Consider the following 13,931-nt stretch of genomic DNA (forward strand, 5'->3'; position numbering starts at 1 on the left):
CAGGGGCTCATCGCCAAGGAATGAAAGATCGGCGCGTGGCCGCTATTCCGCGCGCTGGCGGTCGGATGCGTACACCGCCGCCTGCACGCGCGAGGTCAGGCCGAGCTTGCGCAGGATGTGCTGGACATGGATCTTCACCGTGGTCTCGGCGATGTCCAGCACCCGCGCGATTTCCTTGTTGCTCATGCCGCGCGCAATCTCGCGCAGCACTTCTTCTTCGCGCGGGGACAGGGGGGTGCCACTGTCAGACGCGGCGCTGCCAGAAGCCTCGGCCACCTCCGGCGCAGGCGCGGCGCTGGCCGCCGAAGGCGCCCCTTGCGACTGGAAGGCCGCCACCAGCTTGCCCATGAGTTCCGGGCTGACCACAGGCTCACCCTGCGCGGCGCGGCGAATGGCCTGCGCCAGCAAATCCCCGTCGATGGTTTTGAGCAGATACCCCTGGGCGCCGTTGCGCAACGCCGCAGCAAGGTCTTGCGAGTCTTCGCTCACCGTGAGCATCAGCACGCGCGAGCGTGGAGACACTTCACGCAAGCCGCGAATGGCGTCCACACCCATCACGCCGGGCAGATGGTTGTCCAGCAAGATCACATCGGGCTGCAAGGTGGGCACCAGCCTCAAGGCCTCGGCGGCGTCGCCTGCCTCACCCACCACATGCAGGCCGGCGTCCTGCCCCAGCAGGGCGATCAGGCCACGCCGGAACAAGGTGTGGTCGTCCACCACCAGCAAGGTCACGGGGGCGGCGGCAGCGGGCTGGGTCACGTCAATAGCTCCTGAAGGGGGGCGGGCGAATGGGGGGCGATGGGCGCGGCAGCCACAGGCGCGGCCTGGGCCGGGCTGGCGGTGACACTGACTGGTGCGGGTGGCCTGGGGCTGCTGGGCAGCTCGATGCACACGCGTGTGCCCTGCCCGCGGTGCGACTGCACCTGCACCACCGCGCCAATGCGCTGGGCGCGCTCGCGCATGATACCCAGGCCTACGTGCAAGGAATCGGGCGGAACCTGCTCTACCTCAAAGCCTATGCCATCGTCCTGGACTTCAAAGCGCCAGCGCGGATGGCGTTCCACCCGCAGTTCCACCCGCGTCGCCTTGGCATGCTTGCGGACATTCGACAAGGCTTCCTGCACCATGTGCAGCACCTGGATCTGCACATCGGGCGGCAGGGGCACGCCGTGGCCTGCCATGGACAGCGAAGTGGCCATGCCCGTCTGGTGCTCAAACTTTGACAGCGTGGCGCGCAGCGCAGCCTCGATGTCCTCCTCGCTGGTGCGGGTGCGAAAGTGCACCAGCAACTCGCGCACATCGCTGTAGCACTCGCGCACGCCTACATCCAGTTCATCGATGCTGCGATCACGCTTGGCGGCGTCGCCCTTGGCCACGGCATCGCGCAGCAGCTGGGTCTGGATCTTGAGGAAGGCGAGCGACTGCGCGATGGAGTCGTGCAGCTCCCGCGCGATCAGGCTGCGCTCTTGCGCCACGGCGGCCTCTCGCTCCAGCGCGGTGGCACGCAAGCCTTCCATGGCGCTGGCCAGGTGGCGCGTCATGGCTTCGAGCAACTCCCGCAGATCATCGTTCAACGCCACCGGGAAGCGGAAGAACAGATCTACCTCGCCCAGCACGCGCTGCTGCATTTGCACAGGAATGGTCACCATCGTCTCAAACCCGGCTTCGCGGCAATGGGGCAGCGCCACCATGGATGTGGGGGTGATGGGGATGACGCGGGTGCGCGCCTGTTCCTGGGGCTGGCCGCAATGGCAAGAGCCCGTGTGCAGGCAATGTTCCTCTTCCGCCATGGCCCGGGGCAGGCCGTCATTGGCCAGCAACACATAGCGCTCGTTGGCTTCGTCTGACCAGCGCACGGCCACCGCATCGGCCCCGGCCACTTTCCGGACCTGGCGCACAAACGCAGTGGCAAGCTCCGTCAGGCTGGCCGCATCCGAGGCCAGGGCGCTCACTGCGTACAGGGCTTCGAGCCGCTGGTTCTGCACGGCAATGCTGGCCGTTTTTTCCTGCACTTTCTGCTCCAGCCCCTCATGCGATGCCTGCAGCGCATGCGCCATCAGGTTGAAGCCAGCAGACAGCTGGCCGAATTCGTCATCGGTGTCCACCGGCAAGCGGGTAGAAAGATCACCCTGGCGCAGACGCGCCTGCGCGCCTTGCAGCCGGGCCACGGGGTTGATCACCAGCAGGTAGCTCACGGCCATGAAGGTCACCGCCGCCGCAATGGCCAGGGCCATCATGCACAGCTGAAACAGGTGCAGCGCGGCCGTCCAGCCCGCAATCTGGACCTCAATGGTTTCCACAAAGCGGTCCACCTCACTGACGAAGTGGTCGGCCTGCGCCAGGGCCTGGTCCCGGCTAGGGCGCGGCTCCTGCGTCCACTGTTGCTGCAGCTGGGCCCAGTTGAGTCGGATGGCGTCGAAGCGGGGGCGGGTTTCATCGCTCCAGGGCACAAACAGGGGGCGGGACGGGTCGCCCGTGCGCAGCAGCTCCAGGCTGGCGTCAAATTCTTTGGCATGCTGTTGCACGGCCTGCACCGGCTCGGTCTGCAGCACCATCACCATGCGCAGCATGTTCATGCGAAGCCGCCCCGCCTCGTTCACGGCCGCGGCACCGCCTTCCAGCTTCCAGGTCACCCACAGGGTCAGGCCAATGGAGCTGAGGGCCACGAGCAGGAAGCCTGCACCCATCGCCAGCAGCTTGGTTGTGAGGGATGGGGAATTTCGCATCGGCGCAGTGTAGGCATGGGCTGCCCAGTAAGTCTTGACCAGGATCAAGACCATACACCCGCACATCCACCAAAGCAACCGCTTAGCATTTGCGCATGCGCTTCATGTTCTTCCGTCTGCCTCTCCTCCCTCTTTCAACGCGCCGCCCCGCGCTGGCCCTGCTGATGGGCCTGACCCTGGCAGGTTGCGCCCAGCGCCCTCCGGTGGCCGAGGGGGAGCAATGGCCCCTGGTGCTGCGCACCGTATTGCCCGCCGAGGTGCTGCTGCTGGGCGAGCAGCACGACGACCCAGAGCACCAGCGCATGCAGCACGCTGCCGTGCAGTGGCTGGCCATCCGCAACCAGTTGGGGGCCGTGGTGCTGGAGATGGCAGAACGTGGCACCAGCACTGCCGCCCTGCCGGCAGATGCCACGCCCGCCCAGGTGCAGAACGCTTTGCGCTGGAACGACGCGGCCTGGCCCTGGGCCGCCTATGCCCCGGCCATCATGGAAGCCGTGCGGGCTGGTGTGCCGGTGCTGGGGGGCAACCTGCCCCGCACACAAAACCGCAGTGCGATGCGCGATGACACCTTGGACCTGGTCTTGACGCCCCCCGCCCTGGAGCGCCAGCGCGAGGCCATTCGCCAGGGGCACTGCCGCCTGCTGGCGGAAACCCAGGTGCCCGCCATGGCGCGCATCCAGATTGCCCGCGACAAGAGCATGGCCCAGGTCCTGGTAGAGGCCCAGCGGCAATATGGCCAGACGACGGTGCTGATCACCGGCGCCGGCCATGTGCTGCGCACAGCGGGGGTGCCAGTGCACCTCCCCAAAGACCTCACTGCGCGCATCGTGATCGCCATGCAGCACAAGGCGCCGCCACCCAGTGATGGAACACCCGCCCCGGCGGACGACGCGATGGCCCAGGCGGTTGAGCGCACCGTTCCGGCCGATGCCGACCTGGTGTGGGCTTCCCCCTGGCGCGAAGGGCCCGACCACTGCGAGACACTGCGCCAGCAATTGCAGTGACGCAGCGCAAAAGGCCGCCATTGGCGAGCGCCCACCATAGGCCTTGCGCAGCAAACTGGCGCCGGTGCTGCGACAATCGGGCGCCTATGACCCAAGCCTACATTCTTACCCTTTCCTGCCCCGACCGACTGGGGCTGGTGCACGCCGTGTCCGGGTTCCTGATGGAACACGGCGGCAACATTGAAGAAGCTGCCCAATACAACGACAACGCCACGGGCCTGTTCTTCATGCGCGTGCAATTTGCCTGCGACCAGCACGACCACGCCACCCTGAAGGCCCGCCTGGCCACCTTTGCCGAGCCCCACCAGATGCGCTGGAGCCTGCACACCACGGCCGAGCCGATGAAGACGGTGCTGATGGTCAGCAAGGAAGGCCACTGCCTCAACGACCTGCTGTTCCGCTGGAAATCCGGCCTGCTGCCGGTGGACATCCGCGCCATCATCAGCAACCACCGCGATTTTTACCAACTGGCCGCCAGCTACAACGTGCCGTTCCACCACATCCCGGTGACTGCGGCCACCAAGGCCCAGGCCGAGGCCAAGCAGTTCGAGATCATCGAGGCCGAAGGCGCCGAACTGGTGGTGCTGGCCCGCTACATGCAGGTCTTGAGCGACGACCTCTGCCGCAAGCTGGCAGGCCGCGCCATCAACATCCACCACAGCTTCCTGCCCAGCTTCAAGGGCGCCAAGCCCTACTACCAGGCGCACGACCGGGGCGTGAAGCTCATCGGCGCCACGGCCCACTACGTGACGGCGGACCTGGACGAAGGCCCGATCATTGAGCAGGACGTGGCCCGCGCAGACCACACCGACACGGTAGAAGACCTGACAGCCCGGGGCCGAGACACCGAAAGCCAGGTGCTGGCCCGCGCCGTGAAGTGGCACAGCGAACACCGCGTGCTGCTCAACGGCCACAAGACCGTGGTCTTCCGCTAAGCAGCGGCGCAACACCCCACCGCATGGCCCAGCCCCCGGTGAGCAGCAGCGCACTGGCCTTCCAGGCAGGCAACGCACGGCGCATCCCACCAATCCAGTGCCTGCTTACTTTTGAGGCACTGGCCCGCCTGCGCAGCGTGACGCTGACGGCGGACGAGCTGTGCGTCACGCCCAGCGCGGTGAGCCACCGGGTCAAGCAGCTGGAGCAGATTCTGGGCGTGCGGCTGTTTGGCCGGGCAGATTTTTCGCTCACCACCGAAGGCAGCGCCTACCTGGCCCATGTGCGCGAGGGACTGGGCGCGCTGCAGCGCTTTCCGGGCGCGGCCTCGGCGCCAGGGCGCAGGCGGCTGAAGCTAGCCGTCACACCCACGTTTGCCCGCACCATCCTCATCCCCCGGCTGCGCCAGTTCACCGAGGCGTATCCTGAAATCGACCTGGCGCTGCAGGTGTCCATTCCACTGCTAGACGTGGTGGCCGAGGACGCCGACCTCATGGTGCGCTTTGGCCCCGGCCACTATGCCGATGTGGAGCACATCGAACTGGCACGCGACGTGGTCACGCCGCTGGCATCGCCCGCGTTTGTGCGCGAACACGGCCCTTTCGAGCGCCCGGAAGACCTTGAGGGCCTGCCCCTGCTGCGCAGCCCGCTGGAGCCCTGGCGCACCTGGTTTTCGGTCAGCGGCCTGGATTGGGCGGAGCCCAGCGAGGGTTCGCAGTTCAACGACATTGGCCTGATGTGCGACGCAGCCGCTGCCGGCATGGGCGTAGCCCTGGTGCGCCTCAAGCTGGGCGCGCCCTGGCTGGACCACGGCACGCTGGTGCGCCTGTTCCCCATCGAAGCCCCCAGCCCCCACGCCCACTACCTGTGCTGGCGCACCGGTGCGATGGAGCGCTGGGAGTGTTCGGCGTTTGCGCAGTGGCTCAAGGCCACGCTTTAGTAGGCGACTGAAGGCCCCGCGCGCTTTTGTCACACGGCGCGTGACAAAACTTCAAAACGGGACCTCTCCCAAGCAGCGGTACACCGCGTTACAGTGCGCAAGTGATCACCGAAACACCCCACCCCTCCCCCGCCGAGCGCCAGGCGCTGCAATCCCGTGTGGTGCAGGCCCTGTCTGCCGTGGTGCCCGCCCACGCCCTGCTCTGGAACGCTGAAGACACCACCCCCTACGAATGTGACGGCCTGACCGCCTACCGCCAGCGCCCGCTGGTGGTGTGCCTGCCCGAAACGTACGACGAAGTGCAGGCCGTGCTGCGCACCTGCCACCAGTTGCAGGTGCCCGTGGTGGCCCGCGGTGCGGGCACGGGCCTCTCGGGCGGGGCCATGCCCCATGCCATGGGCGTGACGCTGTCGCTGGCCAAGTTCAACCGCATTCTGGAAGTGAACCCCGAGAGCCGCACGGCCGTGGTGCAGTGCGGCGTGCGCAACCTGGCCATCAGCGAGGCGGCGGCGCCATACAACCTCTACTACGCGCCCGACCCCAGCAGCCAGATCGCCTGCACCATCGGCGGCAACGTGGCCGAGAACTCGGGCGGCGTGCACTGCCTGAAATACGGGCTCACGGTGCACAACGTGCTCAAGGTGAAGGGCTTTACGGTGGAAGGCGAGCCCGTGGAATTTGGCAGCGAGGCGCTGGACACCCCCGGCTACGACCTGCTGGCCGCCGTGATCGGCAGCGAGGGCATGCTGGCCGTGACCACTGAAGTCACCGTCAAGCTCGTGCCCAAGCCCCAGCTGGCGCGCTGCATCATGGCCAGCTTTGACGATGTGCGCAAAGCCGGCGACGCCGTGGCGGCCGTGATTGCGGCGGGCATCATCCCCGCCGGGCTCGAGATGATGGACAAGCCCATGACCGCCGCCGTGGAAGACTTTGTGCACGCAGGCTATGACCTGAGTGCCGAAGCCATCTTGCTGTGCGAAAGCGACGGCACGCCCGAAGAGGTGGAAGAGGAAATTGGCCGCATGAGCGAGGTGCTGCGCGCGGCGGGCGCCACAGCCATCAGCGTGAGCCAGGACGAGGCCGAACGCCTGCGCTTTTGGAGCGGCCGCAAAAACGCCTTCCCCGCCAGCGGCCGCATCAGCCCCGACTACATGTGCATGGACTCGACCATCCCGCGCAAGCGCCTGGCCGACATCCTGCTGGCCATTGCCGAGATGGAGAAGAAGTACCAGCTGCGCTGCGCCAACGTGTTCCACGCGGGCGACGGCAACCTGCACCCGCTGATCCTGTTCGATGCGAACGACCCGGACCAGCTGCGCCGCTGCGAGCTGTTTGGCGCCGACATCCTGGAGACCAGCGTGGCCATGGGCGGCACGGTGACAGGCGAGCACGGAGTGGGCGTGGAAAAGCTCAGCAGCATGTGCGTGCAGTTCACCACCGAGGAAAACGCGCAGATGTTCGGGCTCAAGCACGCGTTTGACCCAGCCGGTCTGCTCAACCCCGGCAAGGTGATTCCCACGCTGAACCGGTGCGCCGAATACGGAAAGATGCTGGTGCGCGGCGGGCAGATCAAGCACCCCGACCTGCCCCGGTTCTGACGCTTGCCCATGAGACCCTTGCAAGGTTTGGCGTTCTTGTTGCTCATGCAATCGGGAGGCGAGGCACTTTCCCACTTCCTGAAATTGCCCGTGCCAGGCCCGGTGGTGGGCATGGTGCTTTTGCTGCTGGCTCTGCGCTGGTCTCCCGTGCAGGCGGCTGTGGCACCGGCGGCCGGTTTTTTGCTGAGCCACCTGTCGCTGTTGTTCGTGCCCGTGGGCGTGGGGGTGATGACGCATCTGGCCCTGCTGAGTGCGCACGGCCTGCAGCTGGTGGCGGTGATCGTGGTGTCTACCTGGGTGGGCATGGCCGTCACGGCAGGGGTACTGCGGCTTTGGAAGCCCAAGGTGAATGAGCATGCAGAACTTCGTTGAACTCTGGGTCTACCTGTCGTCGGCCCCTCTGTTCGGATTGACGGCAACACTGGCTGTGTACGTGCTGGCACAGGCGGTGTCACTGCGTGCCGGGCATGCCCCATGGGCCAACCCGGTGATGCTCTCGGTGGCGGTGCTGGCGGGGGTGTTGCTGGCCACCGGCACGGCGTACCCCACCTACTTTGCGGGCGCGCAGTTCATCCACTTCTTGCTGGGCCCCGCCGTCGTGGCCTTGGGCTGGCCGCTGTGGCAGCGCCGGGCCGCCCTGCGCGCGCGCTGGGGGCGGCTGGTGCTGGCCTCTCTGGCAGGGGGCACCGCAGCGGCAGCCAGCGCCGTGGGGCTGGGCTGGGCGCTGGGCCTGCCGGGGGATGTGCTGATGTCCCTCGCCCCCAAATCCGTCACGGCCCCGGTGGCGATGGGGGTGGCCGCGCAGATTGGCGGCGTGCCCGCGCTGGCGGCGGTGTTTGCCGCACTGACCGGCATGGTGGGTGCCCTGTCGGCCCGCTGGCTGTTTGGCCTGATGCGCCTGCCCACCGACGCTGAGGGCATGGCCCTGCGCGGCTTTGCGCTGGGCACGGCCTCCCACGGCATTGGCGCCGCCCACGCCATGCAGGTGAATGCCGATGCCGGAGCCTATGCCGGGCTGGCACTGGGCCTGCAGGTGGTGCTGGCAGCCGTGTTGATGCCGCTGGTGTTTCGGCTTTTTTAAGTGATAAAAAGTGGCTCCAGCGCTTATTCAACAAGCGCTGGCAGCTATATTTTTAATAGCAACCGCTTTACAGCCACTCAGCCACCGGCCACGGCCCGCGCAATCTCGCGGGCATGAGACAGCCCGAACAGCACCAAGCCAATCAGCCCGCCCACCACGGTGCCGTTGATGCGGATGTACTGCAGGTCCTTGCCAATGTTCAACTCAATCAAGGCCGACATCTGCTCGGCATCCCAGCGCTGCACCGTGTCCTGGATGTGCTGCGCCACAAACTGCGACACGTCCGGCGCCAGTCCTTGCACCCAGCCTTCCATTCGCGTGTTGAAGGACTGGCGCAGCGCCGGGTCGGCCGCCAACGATTCGCCCAACCACACGCCCAGCTTGACCACCTGACGCGCCAGTACGGAATCGGCGTCGGCAAGATCGCGCTGCAATGCGGCCCGCAGGTCCACCCACAGCGTCTTCGCATACTCACCCACGGTCGGATCCGTTTGCAGATAGGTGCGGATTTCTTCGCCTTTGCGCAGCCACTCGGGGTCGTGGCGCAGGCGTTCGACAAAGCGCTGCAGCGCGCCGTCAAACTGGGCCCGCAGCGTGTGCTGGGGGTTGGCGGCCACTTCGGACATCAGGGTCTCCAGCGCCCGGGCCAGCATGGCAGAGCCTTTGTCGCCCAGCCAGTCTGTCGGCAGCAACTTCTCGGTGCGGGGGTGGTCTTTCTTGAGCCAGGCCACGATGGTCTGCGCCACCCATTCCCGCGTTTCGGGGTTCTGCAGCCACTCGACGAGCTTGTGCAGCACTTCCTCCAGCAGCGCCTGGTGGCGCCCGTTGTGCGTGAGGGTGCCCAGCACCGCCGCCAGGGCGCGCGACAGATCCAGTTGCCCAATGAGGGTGCGCACCGCCTTCTGCACAAACCGCTCCACCTGCGCATCCTGCACCGTCTCCAGCGCGGCGGATGCCAGGCGCACCGCCTGCTGGCCCAGCAAGGCCGCGTTGCCGGGGGCCAGCAACCACTGCGAGAGGCGCTCAGCCGGGTCGTGCCTGCGGATCAGTGCCACCAGCGAGGGCACGTCGAGGAACTTGTCGCGCACAAAGGTGCCCAGGTTGCGCCCGATGCGCTCCTGGTTGCGGGCAATCACCGCCGTGTGCGGTATGGGCAGCCCCAGCGGCCGGCGAAACAGGGCCACCACGGCAAACCAGTCGGCCAGTGCCCCCACCATCGCCGCCTCAGCCATGGCCTTGATGCAGTTGAGCAGCAGGCCGCGCTCCACCAGGCTGGTAGCCACAAAAACGGCCGTGACCACCAGCAGCAGCGCCAGCGCCTGGCGCTTGGCACGACGCAGCGCTACATGCGCCGGGGTTTCCACCACCCCGGCGGGGTACTCAACGCGCTCGCTATCTGGCATGCGGAGGCTGCAACTCCATCCAGCGCATCCCAGGCATCAAGCGGCCGCGACCTTGTCGAGCGCGGCACTCAGATGCCCCACGGTGCGGTCCACGTTGTGCCATTTCTCCAGGCCAAACAAGCCGATGCGGAAGGTCTTGAAGTCTGGCCCCTCATCGCACTGCAGGGGCACGCCGGAAGCCGTCTGGAGCCCCACGTCGAGGAACTTCTTGCCGCTCTGGATGGCGGGGTCGCTGGTGTAGCTCACGACCACGCCGGGTGCCTTGAAGCCGTCTGCCGCCACGCTGGGAAAGCCGCGCGACTCCAGCAGGGCACGCACCTTGGCGCCCAGGTCCATCTGTTCCTGCCGCACTTTTTCAAAGCCGTACGCCCGCGTTTCCGCCATCACGTCGCGCAGGCGAACCAGTGCGTCGGTGGGCATGGTGGTGTGGTACGCGTGCTGGCCTTTTTCATAGCCCTCGGCAATCTGCATCCACTTTTTCAGATCGCACGCGAAGCTGGAGCTTTGTGTGCCTTCAATGGCTTGCCGGGCGCGTTCGCTCAGCATCACCATCGCGCAGCAGGGACTACTGCTCCAGCCCTTTTGCGGGGCGGAGATCAAAACGTCCACCCCCGAGGCCTGCATGTCCACCCACATCGCGCCCGAAGCAATGCAATCCAGCACGAACAGCGCGCCCACTTCGTGTGCGGCAGCACTCACGGTGCGGATGTAGTCGTCGCTCAGGATGATGCCGCTGGAGGTTTCCACATGCGGGGCGAACACCACCTTGGGCTTTTCAGCGCGGATGGTGGCAGCCACCTCCTCGGCCGGACAAGGTGCCCAGGGGGCCTGCGCGCCTTCGCCCTGGCGGCGCGCCTTGCAGACCACGGCGCCACCGCCCAGGCCGGTGTCGGCATCAAAAATCTGGCTCCAGCGGAAGCTGAACCAGCCATTGCGCACGATGAGTACCTTTTGCTTGTTGGCAAACTGGCGCGCCACGGCCTCCATGCCAAAGGTGCCGCTGCCGGGCACCAGCACGGCGGTGCGGGCGTGGTAGACCTCTTTGAGCATGGCCAGAATGTCCTGCATCACGCCCGTGAAGCGCTTGGACATATGGTTGAGTGCGCGGTCGGTGTAGACCACCGAGAATTCGAGCAGGCCATCGGGATCGACATCGGGCAGCAGTCCGGGCATGTAAACCTCTCCATCAACAGGAACGCCACCCCGGCACGGGGCGGGCTAGACGGATCAGCTTAGCACGCAGTCAATGCAAAAGACCTGCGCCAGCCCTGATGTACGCAGGGCGTTACGATGCCCTTTTTATCCGCAGGACCGCCATGCCCGACTTTCGCAGCGACACCGTGACCCAGCCCACCCCAGCCATGCGGGAAGCCATGTTCAAGGCCCCGCTGGGCGACGATGTGTTTGCCGACGACCCCTCGGTGAATGCCCTGCAGGAGCACGCGGCCGAGCTGCTGGGCTTTGAAGCAGCGCTCTTCGCCCCCTCCGGCACGCAGACCAACCTGATCGCCCTGTGGGGCCACTGCCAGCGGGGTGACGAGGCCATCGTGGGGCAGAGCTGGCACACCTACCGCTGGGAAGCGGGCGGCATGGCGGTGCTGGGCTCGATCCAGCCGCAGCCGGTCGAAACCCAGCCCGACGGCACACTGCGCCTGGCCGACATCGCCGCCGCCATCAAGCCCGACGACCCGCACTTTGCGCGCACCCGCCTCGTGGTGCTGGAGAACACCACCGGCGGCCAGGTGCTACCGCCCGAGTACGTGGCCGAGGTGGCCCAACTGGCGCGCCAGCGCGGGCTGGCACTGCACCTGGATGGCGCGCGCCTGTTCAATGCAGCCACGGCCAATGCAGCACGCCGCGGCACCGATGTGTACCAGGAAGCGCGCGAGCTGTGCAGCCACTTTGATTCGGTCTCGGTGTGCCTGAGCAAGGGCCTGGGCGCGCCCGTGGGCTCACTGGTGCTGGGCAGCGCGGCCTTTATTCGCCAGGCACGCCGCACGCGCAAGATTTTGGGCGGTGGCATGCGCCAGGCTGGCGTGCTGGCAGCGGCGGGCCACTACGCGCTGCAGCACCACGTCAGGCGTCTGGCAGAAGACCACGCCAATTTGCACACGCTGGCGTCAGGCCTGCGTGCCGTGGGTGAAAACCACCCGGTTCTGCGCGGGCGCATCACCGTACACCCCTGGCAAACCAACATCCTGTTCACCGATGTGCAGGCCGATGTGGCACCGGCATTCACTGCCTGGCTGGCGCAGCACCAGATCCGTGTGACCAGCAGTTTGTATGGCGGCCAGTCGCGTCTGCGCTGGGTCACGCATCTGGATGTGAACGCTGCCGACGTACAGGCTGCGCTCGACTGCGTGGCGCGCTTTACGCTGCCGGGCTGACCGGCCGGGGTCTCTTTCAAGCAGCCGGGTAGGTGCGCGCACCGAAGACGCCCGTGCCCACACGCACCATGGTGCTGCCCGCCTGGATGGCGGCATCCAGGTCGGCGGTCATGCCCATCGACAGGGTGTCCCATGGAGCGCTGGGCACATCTGCATGCGCCGCGAGAGCCACCCGGATTCTCTCGAACAGCGCATGGGCGGCCTCATGCACTGTCTTTTGCGCGGCGAATTCGGGATAAGGCTCGGGAATGCTCATCACCCCGCGCAGCTGCAACCGTGACAGTTTTGCCACGGCCAGGGCCAATTCCAAAGCTTCTTCGGGGGGCACACCGGCTTTGTTGTCGCCGCCATCCACATTGACCTGGATGCAAACGTTCAGCGGCGGCAGATGCGCGGGCCGCTGGTCTGACAAGCGCTGGGCGATTTTGAGACGATCCACCGTGTGCACCCAGTCGAAGTGCTCGGCCACCAGGCGCGTCTTGTTGCTCTGAATGGGGCCAATGCAGTGCCACTGCAACGCATACGGCACGATCTCACGCAGCGCCAGGATCTTGTCCACGCCTTCCTGAATGTAGTTCTCTCCAAACGCCCGCTGGCCGGCAGCGGCGGCTTCGGCCACTGCGGCGGCCCCAAATGTCTTGGAAACGGCCAGCAAAGACACCTCTTCGCGCGCCCGCCCAGCGGCCTGGCACGCCTGGGAAATGCGGTCGTTCACTTGTTGGAGGTTGTTGGCAATCGTGGTCATAATGGCCGCCAAGCGTACCAAACGATAGAGGGAGCCCCGTGGACATCACCCAATTGCTGGCGTTCAGCGTCAAGAACAAGGCCTCCGACTTGCACTTGTCGGCGGGATTGCCACCCATGATTCGAGTCCACGGCGACGTGCGGCGCATCAACGTGGAAGCACTGGACCACAAGACCGTGCACGCGATGGTGTACGACATCATGAACGACGCTCAGCGCAAGCAGTACGAGGAATTTCTCGAGGTTGACTTCTCGTTTGAAATCGAAGGCCTGGCCCGTTTCCGCGTCAACGCGTTCAACCAGAACCGCGGCTCGGCTGCCGTGTTCCGGACCATTCCCTCCAAGATCCTGACGCTGGAGCAGCTCAACGCGCCCAAGATCTTCGGCGATCTGGCCCTCAAGCCCCGTGGCCTGGTCTTGGTGACCGGCCCCACGGGTTCGGGCAAATCGACCACGCTGGCCGCCATGGTCAACTACCTGAACGAAACCGAGTACGGCCACATCCTCACGGTGGAAGACCCGATCGAGTTCGTGCACGAATCCAAAAAGTGCCTGATCAACCAGCGCGAAGTGGGGCCGATGACGCTGTCGTTTGCGGCAGCGCTGAAGTCTGCGCTGCGTGAAGACCCGGACGCGATTCTGGTGGGCGAAATGCGCGACCTGGAAACCATTCGCCTGGCCATGACGGCTGCCGAAACCGGCCACTTGGTGTTCGGCACGCTGCACACCTCCAGCGCGGCCAAGACCATCGACCGGATCATTGACGTGTTCCCCGCCGAAGAAAAGGAAATGGTGCGCGCGATGCTGTCGGAATCGCTGCAGGCCGTGATCTCCCAAACCCTGTGCAAAACCAAGGACGGCTCTGGCCGTGTAGCTGCGCACGAAATCATGCTGGGCACCAGCGCCATCCGCAATCTGATCCGCGAGGCCAAGGTGGCGCAGATGTATTCGACCATTCAGACCAGTAACAGCGTGGGCATGCAGACGCTGGACCAGAACCTCACAGACCTGGTGCGCCGCAACATCATCAGCCCCGCTGAAGCGCGCAGCAAAGCCAAGATCCCAGAAAACTTCCCAGGCTGATGGGCACCCACGCCAGCCCACCCGAACACACT

General features: G+C 66.0%; 13 protein-coding genes. 8 read left to right on the plus strand and 5 right to left on the minus strand.

The annotated features are described in order from the left end of the window. Nucleotides 1–42: 42 nt before the first annotated feature. A complete protein-coding gene (locus IHV84_RS15480) occupies nucleotides 43–759 on the minus strand; it encodes a response regulator (RefSeq protein WP_370541302.1) in 717 nt (238 codons plus the stop codon). Beyond that, nucleotides 756–2,726, minus strand: coding sequence for a type IV pili methyl-accepting chemotaxis transducer N-terminal domain-containing protein (locus IHV84_RS15485; protein WP_198847551.1), 1,971 nt, complete (start codon nucleotides 2,724–2,726; stop codon nucleotides 756–758). Before IHV84_RS15485 ends, IHV84_RS15480 begins: the two co-directional genes overlap by 4 nt. Nucleotides 2,727–2,821: 95 nt before the next feature. Between IHV84_RS15485 and IHV84_RS15490 the strand changes: the two genes are divergently transcribed. The 6 genes from IHV84_RS15490 to IHV84_RS15515 all read left to right on the plus strand — a co-directional run bounded on the left by IHV84_RS15490 (nucleotide 2,822) and on the right by IHV84_RS15515 (nucleotide 8,282). Further along, the gene (locus tag IHV84_RS15490; protein ID WP_198847527.1) at nucleotides 2,822–3,730 is read left to right on the plus strand and encodes a ChaN family lipoprotein; all 909 of its coding nucleotides are present in this window, start codon (nucleotides 2,822–2,824) and stop codon (nucleotides 3,728–3,730) included. An 86-nt stretch (nucleotides 3,731–3,816) separates the two neighbouring features. Further along, entirely contained in the window at nucleotides 3,817–4,665 is an 849-nt protein-coding gene (gene purU, locus IHV84_RS15495) for a formyltetrahydrofolate deformylase (RefSeq protein ID WP_044397315.1), read from the plus strand. Between the two features lie 23 nt (nucleotides 4,666–4,688). After that, the gene (locus IHV84_RS15500; protein ID WP_067512390.1) at nucleotides 4,689–5,603 is read left to right on the plus strand and encodes a LysR substrate-binding domain-containing protein; all 915 of its coding nucleotides are present in this window, start codon (nucleotides 4,689–4,691) and stop codon (nucleotides 5,601–5,603) included. A 101-nt stretch (nucleotides 5,604–5,704) separates the two neighbouring features. Beyond that, nucleotides 5,705–7,201, plus strand: coding sequence for an FAD-linked oxidase C-terminal domain-containing protein (locus tag IHV84_RS15505; RefSeq protein ID WP_370541303.1), 1,497 nt, complete (start codon nucleotides 5,705–5,707; stop codon nucleotides 7,199–7,201). 9 nt (nucleotides 7,202–7,210) lie between these two features. Beyond that, a complete protein-coding gene (locus tag IHV84_RS15510; protein ID WP_198847528.1) occupies nucleotides 7,211–7,573 on the plus strand; it encodes a CidA/LrgA family protein in 363 nt (120 codons plus the stop codon). Next, complete coding sequence (locus tag IHV84_RS15515; RefSeq protein ID WP_044397321.1) at nucleotides 7,557–8,282, plus strand: LrgB family protein; 726 nt, start codon at nucleotides 7,557–7,559, stop codon at nucleotides 8,280–8,282. Before IHV84_RS15510 ends, IHV84_RS15515 begins: the two co-directional genes overlap by 17 nt. A 77-nt stretch (nucleotides 8,283–8,359) precedes the next feature. Here the strand turns inward: IHV84_RS15515 and IHV84_RS15520 are convergent, their stop codons facing one another. Together IHV84_RS15520 and IHV84_RS15525 are read right to left on the minus strand one after the other, a co-directional pair. Continuing rightward, nucleotides 8,360–9,685 (minus strand): DUF445 domain-containing protein, encoded by a 1,326-nt coding sequence (locus IHV84_RS15520; protein WP_198847529.1) that lies wholly within the window; start codon nucleotides 9,683–9,685, stop codon nucleotides 8,360–8,362. Between the two features lie 36 nt (nucleotides 9,686–9,721). Continuing rightward, entirely contained in the window at nucleotides 9,722–10,858 is a 1,137-nt protein-coding gene (locus tag IHV84_RS15525; protein WP_198847530.1) for an aminotransferase class V-fold PLP-dependent enzyme, read from the minus strand. A 143-nt stretch (nucleotides 10,859–11,001) separates the two neighbouring features. Between IHV84_RS15525 and ltaE the strand changes: the two genes are divergently transcribed. Continuing rightward, a complete protein-coding gene (gene ltaE / locus IHV84_RS15530) occupies nucleotides 11,002–12,072 on the plus strand; it encodes a low-specificity L-threonine aldolase (RefSeq protein ID WP_142085651.1) in 1,071 nt (356 codons plus the stop codon). 16 nt (nucleotides 12,073–12,088) lie between these two features. Here the strand turns inward: ltaE and IHV84_RS15535 are convergent, their stop codons facing one another. Then, on the minus strand, nucleotides 12,089–12,817 hold the full coding sequence (locus IHV84_RS15535; RefSeq protein ID WP_198847531.1) for a YggS family pyridoxal phosphate-dependent enzyme: 729 nt from the start codon (nucleotides 12,815–12,817) through the stop codon (nucleotides 12,089–12,091). A 38-nt stretch (nucleotides 12,818–12,855) separates the two neighbouring features. On the opposite strand from IHV84_RS15535, the gene IHV84_RS15540 reads away from it, so the two are divergent. After that, a complete protein-coding gene (locus IHV84_RS15540) occupies nucleotides 12,856–13,899 on the plus strand; it encodes a type IV pilus twitching motility protein PilT (protein ID WP_044397331.1) in 1,044 nt (347 codons plus the stop codon). Nucleotides 13,900–13,931: the final 32 nt, after the last annotated feature.

Source organism: Acidovorax sp. IB03 (assembly GCF_016406015.1).
Classification (GTDB): Bacteria; Pseudomonadota; Gammaproteobacteria; order Burkholderiales; family Burkholderiaceae_C; genus Acidovorax; species Acidovorax temperans.

Excerpts from the sequence above, each read along its gene's own strand:
- IHV84_RS15510 (WP_198847528.1), top strand. The coding sequence starts at position 7,211 with ATGAGACCCTTGCAAGGTTTGGCGTTCTTGTTGCTCATGCAATCGGGA.
- IHV84_RS15535 (WP_198847531.1), bottom strand. The coding sequence starts at position 12,817 with ATGACCACGATTGCCAACAACCTCCAACAAGTGAACGACCGCATTTCC.
- purU (WP_044397315.1), top strand. The coding sequence starts at position 3,817 with ATGACCCAAGCCTACATTCTTACCCTTTCCTGCCCCGACCGACTGGGG.
- ltaE (WP_142085651.1), top strand. The coding sequence starts at position 11,002 with ATGCCCGACTTTCGCAGCGACACCGTGACCCAGCCCACCCCAGCCATG.
- IHV84_RS15515 (WP_044397321.1), top strand. The coding sequence starts at position 7,557 with ATGCAGAACTTCGTTGAACTCTGGGTCTACCTGTCGTCGGCCCCTCTG.
- IHV84_RS15525 (WP_198847530.1), bottom strand. The coding sequence starts at position 10,858 with ATGCCCGGACTGCTGCCCGATGTCGATCCCGATGGCCTGCTCGAATTC.
- IHV84_RS15520 (WP_198847529.1), bottom strand. The coding sequence starts at position 9,685 with ATGCCAGATAGCGAGCGCGTTGAGTACCCCGCCGGGGTGGTGGAAACC.
- IHV84_RS15490 (WP_198847527.1), top strand. The coding sequence starts at position 2,822 with ATGCGCTTCATGTTCTTCCGTCTGCCTCTCCTCCCTCTTTCAACGCGC.
- IHV84_RS15485 (WP_198847551.1), bottom strand. The coding sequence starts at position 2,726 with ATGCGAAATTCCCCATCCCTCACAACCAAGCTGCTGGCGATGGGTGCA.
- IHV84_RS15500 (WP_067512390.1), top strand. The coding sequence starts at position 4,689 with ATGGCCCAGCCCCCGGTGAGCAGCAGCGCACTGGCCTTCCAGGCAGGC.